Origin of the sequence: Acidiphilium sp. 20-67-58 (assembly GCF_002255515.1) — a bacterium.
Lineage (GTDB): Bacteria > Pseudomonadota > Alphaproteobacteria > Acetobacterales > Acetobacteraceae > Acidiphilium.
In genome coordinates, this window is the sequence record NZ_NCAS01000006.1 from 68,921 (window position 1) to 85,295 (window position 16,375).

Annotated in this window: 15 protein-coding genes; 4 read left to right on the plus strand and 11 right to left on the minus strand. The window is 70.0% G+C overall.

The genetic code is table 11. The annotated features are described in order from the left end of the window. Positions 1–9 precede the first annotated feature (9 nt). Positions 10–1,401 carry a dihydrolipoyl dehydrogenase gene (gene lpdA / locus B7Z76_RS03700; RefSeq protein ID WP_174504440.1) on the plus strand — a complete coding sequence of 464 codons (1,392 nt, stop codon included), beginning with the start codon at positions 10–12 and terminating at the stop codon, positions 1,399–1,401. A gap of 233 nt (positions 1,402–1,634) precedes the next feature. On the opposite strand, the gene B7Z76_RS03705 is transcribed toward lpdA, so the two are convergent. From B7Z76_RS03705 to B7Z76_RS03740, 8 genes are read right to left on the minus strand one after another with little or no spacing between them, the layout of a single operon-like run. Further along, a complete protein-coding gene (locus tag B7Z76_RS03705) occupies positions 1,635–2,315 on the minus strand; it encodes a metallophosphoesterase (RefSeq protein WP_291342223.1) in 681 nt (226 codons plus the stop codon). Beyond that, on the minus strand, positions 2,312–3,634 hold the full coding sequence (locus B7Z76_RS03710; protein WP_291342225.1) for an MFS transporter: 1,323 nt from the start codon (positions 3,632–3,634) through the stop codon (positions 2,312–2,314). The genes B7Z76_RS03705 and B7Z76_RS03710 overlap by 4 nt, the downstream gene beginning before the upstream one ends. Beyond that, positions 3,635–4,852, minus strand: a complete 1,218-nt coding sequence (locus B7Z76_RS03715) for a cyclopropane-fatty-acyl-phospholipid synthase family protein (protein ID WP_174504442.1) — start codon at positions 4,850–4,852, stop codon at positions 3,635–3,637. It lies immediately after the preceding gene. Next, on the minus strand, positions 4,849–5,613 hold the full coding sequence (locus tag B7Z76_RS03720; RefSeq protein ID WP_174504443.1) for a DUF1365 domain-containing protein: 765 nt from the start codon (positions 5,611–5,613) through the stop codon (positions 4,849–4,851). Before B7Z76_RS03720 ends, B7Z76_RS03715 begins: the two co-directional genes overlap by 4 nt. Continuing rightward, positions 5,610–6,890 carry an NAD(P)/FAD-dependent oxidoreductase gene (locus B7Z76_RS03725; protein ID WP_291342228.1) on the minus strand — a complete coding sequence of 427 codons (1,281 nt, stop codon included), beginning with the start codon at positions 6,888–6,890 and terminating at the stop codon, positions 5,610–5,612. The genes B7Z76_RS03720 and B7Z76_RS03725 overlap by 4 nt, the downstream gene beginning before the upstream one ends. After that, a complete protein-coding gene (locus tag B7Z76_RS03730; RefSeq protein ID WP_291342265.1) occupies positions 6,887–8,302 on the minus strand; it encodes a deoxyribodipyrimidine photo-lyase in 1,416 nt (471 codons plus the stop codon). The genes B7Z76_RS03725 and B7Z76_RS03730 overlap by 4 nt, the downstream gene beginning before the upstream one ends. Next, positions 8,302–8,967 carry a ligase-associated DNA damage response endonuclease PdeM gene (gene pdeM / locus B7Z76_RS03735; protein ID WP_291342230.1) on the minus strand — a complete coding sequence of 222 codons (666 nt, stop codon included), beginning with the start codon at positions 8,965–8,967 and terminating at the stop codon, positions 8,302–8,304. The genes B7Z76_RS03730 and pdeM overlap by 1 nt, the downstream gene beginning before the upstream one ends. Before the next feature lie 28 nt (positions 8,968–8,995). Next, positions 8,996–11,470, minus strand: coding sequence for a ligase-associated DNA damage response DEXH box helicase (locus B7Z76_RS03740; RefSeq protein ID WP_291342232.1), 2,475 nt, complete (start codon positions 11,468–11,470; stop codon positions 8,996–8,998). Here B7Z76_RS03740 and B7Z76_RS03745 point away from each other — a divergent pair. Continuing rightward, complete coding sequence (locus B7Z76_RS03745) at positions 11,435–12,499, plus strand: ligase-associated DNA damage response exonuclease (protein ID WP_408736363.1); 1,065 nt, start codon at positions 11,435–11,437, stop codon at positions 12,497–12,499. The genes B7Z76_RS03740 and B7Z76_RS03745 overlap by 36 nt on opposite strands. Further along, positions 12,496–14,064: a cisplatin damage response ATP-dependent DNA ligase gene (locus B7Z76_RS03750; RefSeq protein WP_291342236.1), complete on the plus strand. Its 1,569-nt coding sequence runs from the start codon at positions 12,496–12,498 to the stop codon at positions 14,062–14,064. Before B7Z76_RS03745 ends, B7Z76_RS03750 begins: the two co-directional genes overlap by 4 nt. 25 nt (positions 14,065–14,089) lie before the next feature. On the opposite strand, the gene B7Z76_RS03755 is transcribed toward B7Z76_RS03750, so the two are convergent. The 3 genes from B7Z76_RS03755 to B7Z76_RS03765 are packed head-to-tail and all read right to left on the minus strand — an operon-like array spanning position 14,090 to position 15,926. Further along, positions 14,090–15,235, minus strand: coding sequence for a 5-(carboxyamino)imidazole ribonucleotide synthase (locus B7Z76_RS03755; protein WP_174504449.1), 1,146 nt, complete (start codon positions 15,233–15,235; stop codon positions 14,090–14,092). Next, on the minus strand, positions 15,232–15,726 hold the full coding sequence (gene purE / locus B7Z76_RS03760; protein WP_201712631.1) for a 5-(carboxyamino)imidazole ribonucleotide mutase: 495 nt from the start codon (positions 15,724–15,726) through the stop codon (positions 15,232–15,234). The genes B7Z76_RS03755 and purE overlap by 4 nt, the downstream gene beginning before the upstream one ends. Then, entirely contained in the window at positions 15,723–15,926 is a 204-nt protein-coding gene (locus B7Z76_RS03765) for a YdcH family protein (protein ID WP_174504450.1), read from the minus strand. Before B7Z76_RS03765 ends, purE begins: the two co-directional genes overlap by 4 nt. 209 nt (positions 15,927–16,135) lie before the next feature. Here B7Z76_RS03765 and B7Z76_RS03770 point away from each other — a divergent pair, with 209 nt between their 5' ends. Further along, positions 16,136–16,303, plus strand: a complete 168-nt coding sequence (locus B7Z76_RS03770) for a YdcH family protein (RefSeq protein ID WP_174504451.1) — start codon at positions 16,136–16,138, stop codon at positions 16,301–16,303. Positions 16,304–16,375 lie beyond the last annotated feature (72 nt).

Genomic DNA, 16,375 nt, shown 5'->3' on the forward strand with positions numbered 1-16,375 from the left:
GAGCGCATCATGGCCGATCAGTTCGACGTCATCGTCATCGGGGCCGGTCCGGGCGGCTATGTCTGCGCCATCCGCGCGGCCCAGCTCGGCATGAAGGTCGCGTGCGTGGAAAAGCGCGCGACCCTCGGCGGCACCTGCCTCAATGTGGGCTGCATCCCCTCCAAGGCGCTGCTGCAATCCTCCGAGAACTACCACGAGCTTCTGCACGGCTTCGCCCGCCACGGCGTCTCCGCCGAGAACGTCTCCTTCGATCTGGCCAGGATGATGGGCCACAAGGACGAGGTCGTCGGCGCCAACACCAAGGGCGTCGAGTTCCTCTTCAAGAAGAACAAGGTGACCTGGCTCAAGGGCGCCGCGTCGTTCAAATCCGCCAGCACGATCGTGGTGGACGGCAAGGAATACGGCGCGAAACACATCGTCATCGCCACCGGCAGCGAGAGCGTGCCGCTCCCCGGCGTCGAGATCGACGAAACGCAGATCGTCACCTCCACCGGCGCCATCGCGCTGGCGAGCGTGCCGAAGCATCTCGTGGTGATCGGCGGCGGCTATATCGGCCTCGAACTCGGCAGCGTCTGGCGTCGCCTTGGCGCCGAGGTCACCGTGGTCGAGTTCCTCGACCGGCTGGTGCCGACGATGGATGGCGAGGTCGCCACCGCCTTCCAGAAAACCCTCGGCAAGCTCGGCATGAAGTTCAAGCTCGGCACCAAGGTCACCGGCGCCGCCAAGACCGCCAAGGGCGTCACCCTCACGCTCGAACCCGCCAAGGGCGGTGCCGCCGAAACGCTGGAGGCCGATGTCGTCCTCGTCGCGATCGGCCGCCGCGCCCATACCGAGGCGCTCGGGCTCGACGCTGTGGGTGTCGCGACCGACGAGCGCGGCCGGGTCAAGACGAATGGCCACTACGCCACCAACGTCCCCGGCATCTACGCGATCGGCGACGTCATCGCCGGCCCGATGCTCGCCCACAAGGCCGAGGAAGAGGGCGTCGCCCTCGCCGAGCTGCTGGCCGGTCAGGCGGGCCATGTCAACTACGGCGCCATCCCCGGCGTGGTCTACACCTGGCCGGAAGTCGCCTCCGTCGGCAAGACCGAGGAAGAGCTGAAAGCCGAAGGTGTGGCCTACAAGGTCGGCAAATTCCCCTTCATGGCGAATGGCCGCGCCCGCGCCATGGGCGAGACTGACGGGTTCGTGAAGCTCCTCTCCGACAAAACGACCGACAAGCTGCTCGGCGCCCATATCATCGGCCCGGATGCCGGCACGATCATCGCCGAGCTGGTGCTGGCGATCGAGTTCGGCGCCTCCGCCGAGGATGTCGCCCGCACCAGCCACGCCCATCCCTCGCTCAACGAGGCGGTGAAGGAAGCGGCCCTGGCGGTCGACGGCCACGCCCTGCACATCTGACGTTTCGTCAGACTGGCTAAATTCGCCGTGCCCCGATCTCCGGCAAGGAGATCGGGGCATTTCGATTTCCAGTCAGCGTATCTTGTCGGATCGATGTCCGTGCAGGACATCAGTGAAAATCGATGTCCGTGCAGGACATCAGTGAAAATCGATGTCCGTGCCGGACATCAGCGCAAATCGATGTCCGTGCCGGACATCAGCGCAAATCGATGTCCATGCTGGACATCAGGATATCAGGATAAATCGATATCCAGCCAGGACAGATGCCCGCCCTTGCCGGCCCCGGTATCCATCATGATCGCCCGTCCGCTGGCGCGTCCCTCCAGCGTCAGCGGCCGCCCGTTGGTGCTGCGCTGGTCATGCCCGCAATAGACCGTCATGCCCTCGGGAATCCGGTCCACCCAGTCGAGCAACCGCTCGGGCTTGCCCATTCCCGTCACCCGCCCGGTGGTCTGGCCAAAGAGCGCGCGGGCGAGCAGCCGGTCGCGCTTGTCCGCCATCGTTCGCGGCCTGGTGAACAGCATCGCCGGATCGAACCCGCCATGCACGAACACCGCCCGCCCGGCGACGATCCAGGCCGGCGCCCGGCCGATCTCCTCAACCGCCCGCGCCGCCATCGCCGGATCGAGTGCGGCAATCGTCGCCGCCAGCGCCTCGCCCACCTGCACACCGTCCCCGCGCAGCGCGCGGGCGAGCTTGTAGTCGTGATTGCCAAGCAGAAACAGGCCGCGCCCGGCATCGAGCAGGTCGAACATCAGCCGCAGCGCGCCCGGCGTGTCCGGCCCGTCATCGACGAGGTCGCCGAGCTGGACGACGAAGCGCTCCGTCGCGCAGGCAGCGGCGAAGGCCGCGGAATCGCCATGCACGTCGCCCACCACCCGCAGCTTCGCGCCCGGCTGAAGCCGCGCCATCATGCCCGCACCGCGATCGCCGCGCGCAACTGCTCCTGCGCCGCCCGGTCGATCGGGAAGCGCCGCATGATCGCGGCGGCGGCGATCTTCAGCGCCGCCGGCACGCCGCAATAAAGCACGAGCAGAACCATGACCTGCATGGTCCCGTTCTGGCCGTGGGTCGAAAATCCCGCAAGCCCCAGCAGCGGAAAGGCGATCCCCGGCGCCAGCGCGTTGCCGGCCTTCTGCGCCATCGTCGCCGCGGCGAAATACAGCCCCGCCCGCTGCTCCCCGCTCGCCAACTCGTCGACATCGACGACATCCGCCTGGATCGCCGGCGGAATGGTGAAATCCGCCCCCAGCCCGGCGCCGGTGAACAGGCTGATCACGCCGAACCAGATGAGCGGATGCGCCGTATGCAGGATCGACGGCACGAAGCCGAAGGCAAGCCCCGAGACCGCCATCGCCAGCATCCACGCCCGATGCTTCCCCGCCCGCACCGAAAGCGCCAGCCAGAACGGCACCGAGACAACCCCCGCCGCGAAATAGACCAGCAGGATCGGCCCCGAGGCATCGGGCGCGTGCAGCACCTTGTCGAACACGATCAGGATGAGCGCCGCCGGCAGCCCGTTCGCCAGCCCGTTCACCGCCCAGGCCAGGATCAGCCGGCGAAACGGCGCATTGCCGCCGATCAACCGGAGTGCTGCGCCGAGCCCCGCCGGCCGCATTGCCTGCTTCACCGGCTTCGGGTCCGGCACGGCGAGCAGCGCGAGCGCCACCGCCGGCCCCGCCAGCCCGATCGTCAGCAGCGCGAGCAGATGCGCCTGCCCGACATGCGAGGTGATGCCGAGCAGCACCGGCGCCAGCGCCGAGATCAGGATGCCGAGAATGGTCCCGCCCTCGCGCAGGCTGGTGATCCGCTGGCGCTCGGCATAATCGTCCGAAAGCTCCGCCCCCCACGCCCAATAGGGCAGCGAAAGCGCGGTCCACCCCCAGGTCACCAGCGCATAGAACACGAACAGCCAGAGCGCCCCCGCGCCGGCGGGCGGGAAGAACAGCCCGATCGCCCCCACCGCCGCCACCGGCATCGCCAGCGCCATGAACGGCTTGCGCCGCCCGAAGCGCGAGCGGCTGAGGTCGGAAAGCCGCCCCACCATCGGGTCGATCACCACATCGAAAATCCGCACCGCGGTCAGCACGACGCCGACGGTCGCAAGATCGAGCCGCATCGCCCCGGCCCAGAAATCCGGCAGGATCACCAGCAGCGGCAGGCCCAGCATCGCCAGCGGCAGGGCAGGGGCGGCGTAGGTCAGCAGCTGCCGCCGCGTCGTCCGCGCGGCCAATCAGCCCCGCGCGATCACGAACTGGCCGACATCGGTCCACCCGGCGCGGAACCCGGCCTCGCAATAGGCGAGATAGAACTCCCACAGCCGCTTGAACCGCGCGTCATATTGCCGCGACATCTTCGCGATCCGCGGCCAGGCGGACTGGAACGCCTCCTGCCAGCGCGACAGCGTCTCGGCATAATCCTGCCCGAAATGGAACGCGTCGCGCAGCGTGAACCCGGCGCGGCCGATCTCCGCGCGCAGCCGCGCCGGCGAGGGCAGCATGCCGCCGGGAAAGACATGGCGCTGGATGAAATCGGCGCTGCGCCGATACTCCTCGAAATACCGGTCGGCGATGGTGATCACCTGCAACCCGGCGAGTCCGCCCGGCGCCAGCCGCTCGCGCAGCGCGGTGAAATAGGCCGGCCAGTAGGTCTCGCCCACCGCCTCGAACATCTCGATCGAGGCGATCCGGTCGAAGGTCTCCGGCACGTCGCGATAATCCTGCAACCGGAATTCCACGCGCCCGCCGAGCCCCGCCGCGTCGATCCGCGCCTGCGCATAGGCGAGCTGCTCGCGCGAGAGGGTGATGCCGGTGACCTGCGCGCCATAATGCCGCGCCGCGATCTCGGCGAAACCGCCCCAGCCGCAGCCCACCTCCAGCACCCGCATCCCCGCTTCGAGCCCGAGGGCGCGGCAGAGCCGGTGATATTTCGCCTCCTGCGCGGCTTCCAGCCCGGCTTGTCCCGGCGCGAACACGGCGGCGGAATAGGTCATGCTGGGGTCGAGCCAGGCGGCGTAGAAATCGTTGCCGAGATCGTAATGCTCGGAGATGTTGCGCCGCGCGCCGCGCCGCGTGTTCGGCCGCAGCCGGTGGGCGATGAAATTCACCGCCCGCGCCCAGAGCTTGCCGCGCAGCAATTCCTCCCAGCTCTCCTCGTTCAGCGTGCCGAGATGCAGCACGTCGATCAGCCGGGGGCTGTCCCACCAGCCTTCGAGATAGGCTTCGGCGAGGCCAAGGCTGCCGCCGAAGGCGAGCCTCGCGATCATCCGCGCGTCGCGCACCACCAGCGTCGCGTTCGGCCCCGGTGCGGCGCCGGCGAAATGATGCACCGAGCCATCCGGCAGCACCACTTCCAGCGTGCCCACGCGGATCATCCGCGCGATGCCGAGGCCGAGGCGTAGCCTGCGGTCGCGCGGCAGCGGCGGGGCGGAGAGGGCGGTGGCGTCGGTCATGCAGGATCTCCTCGGACGATCGGCGGATGGCCGTCTTTCGGCTCGCTGTGAAACGTGGCGCCGCGCAGCAGCGTGAGCAGCGCCTCCCAATGGATTGCGGCGATGATCTTGAGCGGCAGCAGCGGCATAAGCAGCACCGCGCGGAGCAGTGCAGCGTCGGTGGCGTCCCGCCGGACCAGCGCCATCGAGGCGGTCAGCCGCGGCGCGGGCGCGCCATGAACGATCCGCACCGCGAAGCGCCGCCCCGGCGGGGTGAGGGTGAAGGCGTAGCCGCCCTGCATGTCGAACAGCGGCGAGACATGCATCCGCTTGTCCGCGCGCTGGCGGATCGGCGATCCCGAAGCCGCCGGGATCAGATAGCCGATCTGGTCGCCGAACGTGTTCTTCACCTGGTGCAGCACGGCGCCGAGCCGGCCCTCCCGGTCGTAGCAGATGTAAAAGCTGATCGGGTTGAACGCATACCCGAGGATACGGGGAATGGTGATCAAACGGATGCGCGCGGCGAAGGCGGAAAGTCCCGCCTCGCCCAGCGCCGCCTCCACCCAGGGGCGCAACGCGCTGCCGTCACGCGGCCCGTGGTCGCGGTCGTGCAGGGCGACGAGGCCGAAGCGATTGTGGCGAAACACCCGGCTCGCGCAAGCGAACCCGTCAATCGCGTCAAGATCGATATCGAGCATCCACAGCCGGTAGGCGAAGCTGCGCCTTGGCGGCGCATGGCGCACATGGCGCAGCACGCCCTCATAGATGCCCGCCCCGCTCATCGCGCCGCGTCCGTGCCCTGCCAGGGGATATCGAGCCCCATCGCCCGCGCCACCCGCACGGCCGAGGCGATGCCGTCCTCGTGAAACCCCCAGCCGGTCCAGGCGCCGGCGAACCACAGTCCGCCCCGCCCCTGGATCTCGCCGAGCCGCTCCTGCGCCGCCATCGCCGCCGCGTCGAATTGCGGATGGGTATAATCGCGCACCACCAGCACCGTGGCCGGATCAGGCGCGACCAGCGGGTTGAGGCTGACCAGCAGCGGCTCGGCGACCGCCAGCCCCTGCAAGCGGTTCATCCAGTAGGTCACGCTGACCGCCCTGCCATGATCGGCGGCGTCGCGGGCGAGATAGTTCCATGACGACCACACCGCCTGTCGCCGCGGCATCAGCGCCGTGTCGGTATGCAGCACCGCGCGGTTGGGCTGGAAGCGCACCGCGCCCAGAATCCCCCGCGCGTCCGGCGAAGCGTCGGCCAGCATCGCCAGCGCCTGGTCGGCATGGCAGGCGAACACCACCTCGTCGAATGTTTCCTCTCCCGCATCGGTGACGACGATGACGCCGCCCTCCGCGCGCCGCACCTGCCGCACCGGCGCTGCCAGCCGCACCCGGTCGCCGAGTGAAGCCGCCACGCGCTCGACATAGCGGCGCGAGCCGCCGGTCACCGTCCGCCATTGCGGCCGGTCGTTCAGCGTCAGCAGGCCGTGATTGTGGAAGAACCGGGCGAAATGCCGCGCCGGGAAGGCCCGCATCCCCTCGACCGAGGCGGACCAGATCGCAGCCCCCATCGGCAGGATATGATCCTCGACGAAATCCCGGCCATAGCGGTTGCGATCGAGCCAGGCGCCGAGCGATTCATCGCCGGTCGCGTGCAGCAGCGACGGCGCCTCGCGGTTGAAGCGCATCACGTCGCGCAGCATGCGCAGGAAGCGCGGCCGCACCAGATTGCGCCGCTGCGCGAACAACTGCCCGAGCGAGCCGCCGCCATATTCGAGGTCGCCCCCGCCGATCGACACGCCGAAGGACATGTCGGTGTCATGGGTGGCAACGCCGAGTTCGCGGAAAAAGGCTTCGAGATTCGGATAGTTGCGATCGTTCAGCACGATGAACCCGGTATCGACCGCGATCTCCTGCGTCCCGAGCCGCACATGCTGGGTATCGGCATGGCCGCCGAGGATCGGCGCCGCCTCGAACAGCACGACATCCCGCCGCGCGCGGGCCAGCCACGCCATCGCCATCCCGGCGATGCCGCCGCCGATCACGGCAAGCCGCCCCCCGCTCATTGCGCCGTCCCGCTGATCGCGGCGAAGGCGGCGAGTGCGCGCTCCCGCCCCTCGGCCAGCCCGACGATCGGGTTCGGATAGCGCGTCCCGAGCCTGATGCCGGCGCCGCGTAGCACGATCTCCGGCGCCTCCCATGGCGCGTGGACATACTTGTCCGGCAGATTGGCGAGTTCGGGCACGAAACGGCGGACATAGGCGCCGTCCGGGTCGAATTTCCGCCCCTGCAACACCGGGTTGAAGATGCGGAAATAGGGTGCTGCATCCGCCCCGCTGCCCGCCACCCATTGCCACGAGGCCGCGTTCGAGGCCGCGTCGGCATCGACGAGACAGTCATGAAACCATCGCTCCCCCGCCTGCCAGGGCAGCAGCAGGTGCTTGACCAGGAAGGAGGCGACGATCATCCGCACCCGGTTATGCATCCAGCCGGTCTGCCAGAGCTGGCGCATCCCGGCATCGACGATGGGCACCCCCGTCCGCCCGCGCTGCCAGGCGGCGAGGTCCGCCGCACTCTCCCGCCAGGCCATGTTGGCGAATTGCGCCTTCATCGGCCGGGTCGTGAGATCCGGCGTGTGCCAGAGCAGATAGGCGGCGAATTCGCGCCAGATCAGCTCCTTGAGGAAGGTCTGCCGCGCCGCGTCGCGCCCCGCCGCCGCCGTGGCGTCGCGCCAGACCGCATCGATCGCGATCTCCCCCCAATGCAGATGCGGCGAGAGGCCCGAGGTGCCGGCAATCCCCGGCAGGTCGCGCTGGCGGTCGTATTCGCCGAAACCATTGGCGAGAAAGGCGTCGAGCCGCGCCCGCGCCCCGGCCTCGCCCGGCGTCCAGCTCGCCCGCAGCCCGCCGGCCCAGTCGGGCTGCGTCGGCAGCAGCCCCCAATCGGCGAGGCGCTCGCTGCCCGGGTCGCCGGCGGCTTCGATCCGCCCCGGTGCCGCGATCGGCGGGCGCGGCGCAAACGCCTCGAAACAGGCGCGGGAGAACGGCGTATAGACGCCATACACCCCGCCGGTCTTGGTGGTGATCCGCTCCGGGCCGAACATCAGCGCCGAGCGATGGCGGTGAAACCCGATCCCCGCATCCTGCAACGCCGCCGCCACGCGCCGGTCGGCATCGCGCAGCCAGGGCTCGTGCGCCCGCCCGGCATGGACGCCGACCGCGCCAATCTCCTTCGCCAGCGCCGGGATGATCGCCGCCGCATCGCCCCGCCGCAACACGAGCCGCCCACCGCGCGCGGCGAAATCGGCCGCAAGGGCGGCGAGCGAATGATGCAGCCACCAGCGCGACGCCCCGCCCGTCTCCGCCGCCGGGTCGAGCACGAAAACCGCCAGCACCGCGCCGCCCTCGATGGCGGCGGCCAGCGCCGGATTGTCGGCGAGGCGCAGGTCGTTGCGCAGCCAGAGCAGTGAAGTCGCCATCACGCGGCCTTTCCGGCATGGGCGAGGGGAAACGCATAAACCCGCTCGCGCCCGAGCAGGAACACCTGCCCGCCGCGCGGGAACAGGGCACGGATCGGCGGCGAAGTCACCTCCAGCCCGCCGGCATAGGCGCCGAAGGCCGGCAGCAGCACGCGATGCGAATCGGCCACGAAGCACGGCCGCGCCACCGCGGCCGCCCGCGTCGCGATCCGCGCCTTCGGATGGAAATGCCCGGAAAACTCGATCTGCCCTTGCGCCACCTCGCCGGCCACATGCCGAAACACGGCATCGCCCTCGGCGTGTTCGGCAAGCCCCGCGCCGGCATCGTGATTGCCCTCGATCCAGAGGAAGCGATGCGCCGCCTCCATCCGCGCGAGATGCGACGCCTCCTGCGCCGGCAGCCGGGCGCGGCCGGCCGCATCGTGGAAACTGTCGCCGAGCGCGATCACCCGCTCCGGCGCGTAGCGGCGCAACAGCAGCGCGAGCCGATCGAGCGTCGCCCGGCTATCGTAAGGCGGCAGCAAGCCGCCGCGCGCGGCGATCGACGAGGCTTTCTCCAGATGCAGATCGGCGACGATCAGCGTCCGCCGGTCCGGCCAGAACACGGCGCCGGCGGGGTCGAGCAGGAAGCGCCCGGCGGCGCGGTGAATCGGTGCGGCAGTCATGATGCCGCTCATTTCACAAGCGCGTGCGTTAGACCAGAGTGCCCGTTCCCATCGCCTCGGCGACGAGCGCCTCCGCCTCGCCGAGCAGCGCCTCCTCGGCCTCGGCGCCGCCGACGCGCTCGCGCCCGATTTCCAGCAGCACCGGCACGGCGAGCGGCGAAACCCGGGGCAGGGCGCGGTGATGCACCCGCCCGCGCGCGCGCGCCAGCATCCCGGCGATGCGGGCGAGATCGACCAGCCCGTGCGCGGCATCGGCCCAGGTGGCGCGGAGGAGAATATGGCTTGGATCGTGCTTGCGGAGAACATCATAGATCAGATCGGTATTGACGGTGATCTGTCTACGGTTCTTTTCGCCGCCCGGATGCACCCGCTCGATCAGCCCGGCGATGACCGCGACATTGCGGAAACTGCGCCGCAGCATCGAGCTTTCCGCCATCCACGCCTCCAGATCCTCGCCGAGCAGGTCCTCCTCGAACAACCGCCCGATCCCGGTCGGCTCCCGCGCGCACCAGATGCCGAGCACGTAATCGGTCGCGACATAGCCGAGCGGCTGGAAGCCGAGCCGCTCCAGCCTGCGGGTCAGCAGCATCCCCAGCGCCTGGTGCGCCTGCCGCCCCTCGAAGCAATACGCCACGAGATACCATCGCCCGCCGCGCGGAAACGTCTCCACCAGCAGGTCGTCCGGCGCCGGCAGCGCCGAGCGCGCCGCCTGCAGGCCGAGCCATTCGCGCACCGGTTCGGGAAAGCGGTCCCATGTCGCCGGCGTGTGCAGCATCAGCCGCACCCGGTCGGCGAGGTTGGTCGAAAGCGGCATCCGCCCGCCGACATAGGCCGGAATCTTCGGCTCCCCCGTCCCGCCCTCGGCACAGAGCACGCTGGTCTCGCGAATGCCGATAAAGCGCAGCAGCCGGCCGGCGAAGCGGAACGTGTCGCCCGGCGCCAGCATCGCCGCGAAATACTCCTCGACCTCGCCGAGCACCGCCCCGCCGCGCCCGGCGCCGAGCCGCACCTTCAGCACCGGCGCCTCGACGATGGTGCCGATATTCATCCGCAGCCGCCGCGCCACCGCCTCGCTGCGCACATGCACCACGCCCTCGGCATCGCGAAACAGGCGGCGATACCGCTCATACACCGCAAGCGCATACCCCCCGTCCTCGACGAAGCGCACCACCTGGTCGAAATCCTCCCGCGCCAGCGCGGCATAGGGCGCCGCTTCGGTGATCTCGGCGAACAGGTCGTCGGGATGGAAGGAGGCGGCGCAGGCGCAGCCCAGCACGTGCTGCGCCAGCACATCGAGCCCGCCCGGCCGTGGCGGATCGCCGTCGAGATCCTGCGCCGCCACCCCCTCGATCGCCGCGGCGCATTCCAGCACCTCGAAGCGGTTGGCCGGCACGAGCAGCGCGCGCGAGGCCTCGTCGAGCCGGTGATTGGCCCGCCCCAGCCGTTGCAGCAGGCGCGACACCCCCTTGGGCGCACCGATCTGGATCACCTGGTCCACCCCCGCCCAGTCGATGCCGAGATCGAGCGAGGAGGTCGCGACCACCGCGCGCAGCTTCCCGCCCGCCATCGCCGCCTCGACCCGCCGCCGCTGCTCCACCGCGAGGCTGCCGTGATGCAGCGCGATCGGCAGGGTCTCCTCGTTATGCTTCCACAGCGCCTCGAACATCAGCTCGGCCTGGGCGCGGGTGTTCACGAACACGATCGTCATCCGCGCCTCGCGGATGCGCGCCAGCACCGCCGCCGCCGCCATAAGCCCCATATGGCCGGACCACGGCATCCGCGCCGGCCCGATCAGCATCCCGATCTCCGGCGCCGCCCCGGCTTCGCCCGCGATCATCGCGGTCGCCCCACCCTTGCCATCCGGCGAAACCCAGGCGCGGATCGCCGCGGGATGGGCGATCGTCGCCGACAGCCCGATCCGCACCGCCCCCGGTGCGAGCCGCGCCAGCCGCGCGAGGCAGAGCGCGAGCTGGTCGCCCCGCTTGGTCCCGGCCAGCGCATGCACCTCGTCGATCACGATGGAAGCCAGCCCCGCGAAGCGCGACGCCGCCTCGGGATCGTAGAGCAGCAAGGCGAGGCTCTCCGGCGTGGTCAGCAGGATATGCGGCGGCCGCGCGCGCTGCCGCGCCCGCCGGTTCGCCGGCGTATCCCCGGTGCGGGTCTCGATGCGGATCGGCAGGCCCATCTCCGCCACCGGCGCTTCCAGGTTCCGCGCGATATCGGTGGCCAGCGCCTTCAGCGGGCTGACATAGATCGTGTGCAGCCCCTCGGGCGGCGCCTCCGCCAGCGCGATCAGGCTGGGCAGGAACCCGGCCAGCGTCTTGCCCCCGCCGGTGGGGGCGATCAGCAGCGCGCTCTCGCGCCGCCGCACCGCACCCAGCACGGCGAGCTGGTGCGGCCGCGGCGTCCAGCCGCGCGCGGCGAACCAGTCGGCGAAACGGGGGGGCAGGGCGGTCACGCGCCAGACATGGCAGACTTGGCGAAACCTGCAATCCGTCCCCATCTTCCCGCCATGCCTCCGCATCCCGAAACCTGGCTGCATCCCCGCCCCGAAGGGCTCCATTGCGTGCCCGGCGATTTCTTCATCGACCCCACCCGCGCCGTCGACCGCGCGGTGATCACCCATGGCCATGCCGACCATGCCCGGCCGGGCCATCGCCACGTGCTGGCCAGCGCCGAAACCCTCGCGATCATGCGGGTGCGGATGGGCGAGGCGCGGGCCGGCGCCGTGCAGCAGGCGGCCGCCCCGGGCGAGATCGTCCGCGTCAACGGCGTTGGAATCTCCCTCGTCCCCGCCGGCCATGTCCTCGGCTCCTGCCAGGTGGTGCTGGACTACGAGGGCAGCCGCGCGGTGATCTCGGGCGACTACAAGCGCCGGCGCGATCCCACCTGCGCGCCCTTCGTCCCGGTGGCGTGCGACGTGTTCGTCACCGAAGCGACCTTCGGCCTGCCGGTCTTCTGCCACCCGGACGCCGCGTCGGAAATCGCGAAACTGCTCCATTCCATGACGATCTTTCCCGCCCGCGCCCATCTCGTCGGCGCCTATGGTCTCGGCAAGGCGCAGCGGCTGATCGCCCTGCTGCGCGAAGCCGGATACGAGTCCCCGATCTACCTCCACGGCGCCCTGCAAAAACTCTGCGATCTCTATCAAGCCCTCGGCGTGTCCTTGGGCGATCTCCGCCCCGCCACGGTCGCCGACAAGGACGCGCTCAAGGGCGCCATCGTCCTCGCCCCGCCCTCGGCGGTGGCGGATCGCTGGGCGCGGCGGCTCGATGATCCGGTGATCGCAATCGCCTCGGGCTGGATGCGCGTCCGCCAGCGCGCCAAGGCCTCCGGCGTCGAGCTGCCGCTGGTGATCTCCGACCATGCCGACTGGGACGAGCTGCTCGCCACGGTGGAGGATGTCGCCGCCCCGGAAATCTGGGTCACCCATGGCGCCGAGGCGGCCCTGCTGCGCCAGCTCTCGCTGATGGGCCGGCGCGGCCGCGCGCTCAGCCTGATCGGCTATGGCGATGAGGCGGAGCAGGAATGAAACCCTTCGCCGACCTGCTGGAACGCCTGCTCTACACCACCGGGCGCAACGCCAAGATCGCACTCCTCGCCGATTACTTCGCCCACCGCCCCGATCCCGAGCGCGGCTACGCGCTCGCCGCTATCGCCGGCGCGCTCGATTTTCCCGGCGCGAAACCCGCCATGCTGCGCGAACTGGCCGCCGCCCGCACCGATCCCGAGCTGTTCGCCCTTTCCTATGATTTCGTCGGCGACCTCGCCGAGACCATCGCCCTGCTCTGGCCGCCGGCCGCGCGCGCGGCCCCGCCCGGCCTGCCCGATCTCGTCGCCGCCCTGCGCGCGGCGCCGCGCGCCGAAATCCCGGCGCTCATCGAAGCCTGGCTCGATGCGAGCGACGTCTCGACCCGCATCGCCCTGATCAAGCTGATCACCGGCGGCCTGCGCGTCGGCGCCGCACTGCGCCTCGCCAAACTCGCCCTGGCCCGGCAATTCGCCGTCGAGGCCGACGAGATCGAGGAAGTCTGGCACGGGCTGGAGCCGCCCTACACCGCGCTGTTCGACTGGCTGGAAGGCCGCGCCCCGCGCCCGGCCCCCGGTGCCGCCCCCGTCTTTCGCCCGCCGATGCTGGCCCACCCGATCGAGGCGGCGGATCTCGCGACACTCGACTGGTCCGCCCATCGCGCCGAATGGAAATGGGACGGCATCCGCGTGCAGCTCGTCTCCACCCCCGGCGGCAGCCGGCTCTACTCGCGCGGCGCGGAAGACATCTCCGCCGCCTTCCCCGAAATCGTCGCGGCGATGGATTTCCACGCCGTGCTCGATGGCGAGCTGCTGGTCATCCGCGATGGCGCGGTGGCCCCCTTCGCCGATCTCCAGCAGCGCCTCAACCGCAAGAGCGTCCCGGCGAAACTCCGCGCCGCCTACCCGGTCGGCGTGCGGCTGTATGACATGCTGTTCGAGGGCGAAACCGACCTCCGGGGCCTGCCCTTCGATGCCCGCCGCGCCCGGCTCGAAGCCTGGTTCGCCAGCACCTCTCCGGCGTCGATGGACCTTTCGGAGCTGATCCCTTTCGCCGCCGCCGCCGATCTCGCCGCCCTGCGCGCCGGCGCCCGCGATGCCGCGATCGAGGGGCTGATGCTCAAGCGCGCCGACAGCCCCTACCTCGCCGGCCGCCCCAAGGGCCATTGGTGGAAATGGAAGCGCGACCCGCTCAGCCTCGACTGCGTGCTGATGTATGCCCAGCGCGGCCACGGCAAGCGCTCCTCCTATTATTCCGACTACACCTTCGGCGTCTGGACGGCGGAGGGCGCGCTGGTGCCGGTCGGCAAGGCCTATTCCGGCTATACCGATGCCGAGCTGCAACGGCTCGACCGCTGGATCCGCGCCCACACGGTCGCGAGCTACGGCCCGGTGCGCGAGGTGGAGAAGGCGATCGTGCTGGAAGTCGGGTTCGACGCGGCGCAGCGTTCCACCCGCCACAAATCCGGCATCGCGCTGCGCTTCCCCCGCATCCTGCGGATCCGCGACGACAAGCCGGCCGCCGAGGCCGACACGCTGGAAACCGCGCGTCTGCTCCTGCCCAGCTAGTCCTGTTTAGCCGCCAGCGGCAGCTTTACTGATCCGTGCCGCCTGCCAGCGGCCCGAGCGCCGCCCGGATGCCGAATTCGCCGGGCAGCGCGCCGTGCGGGAACAGTACGTTGACATGGCCGAGCTTGCGCCCCGGCCGCGCGGCGGTCTTGCCGTAATGATGCGGGATCAGCCCTGACGTCGCGACGATCCGCGGCCAGAGCGCGATATCCTCCGGCCCGACCAGGTTCTTCATCACCGCGTCGGAATGGCGGATCGCCGGCGGCAGGGGCAGCCCGGCGACGGCGCGGATATGCAGCTCGAACTGGCTGGCCGGGCAGGCATCGATCGTCCAGTGCCCGGAATTATGCGGCCGCGGGGCGATCTCGTTGGCCAGCACCTGGCCATCCCGGCCGATGAAGAACTCCACCGCGAGCAGCCCTACCAGGCCGATCCGCTCGGCGACGAGGCGCGCCATCTCCCGCGCCGTCTCCCGCAGCGCGGGATCGAACGGGGCAGGGGCCAGGGTAAGATCGAGGATATGGTCGCGATGCCGGTTCTCGACCATGTCGAAGGCGCTGACCGTCCCATCCGCCCCGCGCGCGACGACGACCGACCCCTCCGCCGCGAAATCGACGAAGCCTTCCAGGATCAGCGGCTTCGGATGCAGCAGGCCAAAGGCCATCTCCGCCTCCGCCTCGGTGCGGATCAGCGCCTGGCCCTTGCCGTCATAGCCGAGCCGCGTGGTCTTGAGCACGGCGGGCAGGCCGATCGCGGCGATGGCGGCGGTCAGCTCCGCCATGGTTTCCACCGGCGCCCAGGGCGCGGTGCCGATACCGGCCTCGTTGAGGAAACGCTTTTCCGCGATCCGGTCCTGGCTGATCCGCAGAATCTCCGGCCCCGGCCGCACCGGGCGGCGATCGGCCAGCAGGTCGAGCCCCTCGGCCGAGACGTTCTCGAACTCGAAGGTGATCACGTCCACCGCATCGGCGAAGCGCAGCAACGCGGCATTGTCGTCGTAATCCGCCCGCGTCGTCGCGGCCGCGACCTGCGAGGCCGGCGCGTCGGGTTCGGGGGTGAAGATATGGCAGCGATAGCCGAGCCGAGCCGCCGCCATGGCGGACATGCGGCCGAGCTGGCCACCGCCGACGATGCCGATCGTGGCGTTGGGGGGAAGCGGAAAACCGGTCATTCTGTGGGCGGATCCTCGGGTAGGTCGGGCACGCTGTCGGTCTGGGTGCGGCGCCAGGCGTCGAGCCTGGCCTCGATTTCCTTGTCCGTCACCGCGAGCATCGCGGCGGCGAAGAGGGCGGCGTTGATCGCCCCGGCCTTGCCGATCGCGAAGGTGGCGACCGGCACGCCGCCGGGCATCTGCACGATCGAATGCAGGCTGTCCACCCCTTTCAGCGCTGCACTCTCCACCGGCACGCCGAGCACCGGCACCGGGGTGAGGGCGGCGACCATGCCGGGCAGATGCGCGGCCCCACCGGCCCCGGCGATGATCGCGGCCAGCCCCCGTCCGCGCGCTTCATGGGCATACTCGACCATCCGCAGCGGCGTGCGATGGGCGGAGACGACGCGCGCCTCGAAGGCGATGCCGAGTGCCTCAAGCGTCTCGGCGGCATGGCGCATGGTCGGCCAGTCCGACCGGCTGCCCATGATGATCCCGATGCGCGGCGTCACGCGATATCGTCCGGGATCAGCCGGCTTTCGAGCCTCAGGATCTGGTCGCGCAGCAGCAGCTTGCGCTTCTTCAGCCGCTGGATCTGCAACTGGTCGGTCAGCATCTCGTCGCCGAGCCGCGCGATCACCGAGTCGAGATCCCGGTGTTCGCTGCGCAGGCCGTGCAATTGGCGGAGCAGGTTGTCCTTGTCGGTCAGCATGTTTCGCTTCTAGCACAGCCGCGCGAGGCTGGCCTATCCCGGTTTTGCCCTCCCCGTGCCCCGCCGCCTTCCGCATGCTCGCCGGCGCGGGCGCGAATATAAAAGATTGATGACAACCGGAACGCGCAGGACTAGACTTTTGGTCAGGCGCCCGGCCGGGCACCGCCCGGCTTGCGCCACAACGATCCACACTCGGAAAGGAGTCGAGGATGAGCCTGCAAGCGAGACTGGAATCCCTGAAGCAACGTCACGCCGGCCTTGAATCCCGCATCAACGACGAGGACCGCCGGCCGCGACCGGATGATGAAAATCTCGCCCGGCTCAAACTGGAAAAACTTCGCCTGAAGGAAGAAATCGAGCGCATCCGCGTCAGCTGATCGGTGCGCCCCGGCACGAGACATCGTGCCGGAAAAATTTATCGGCACGCGGTTCCGTGCCGTTTGACCCGC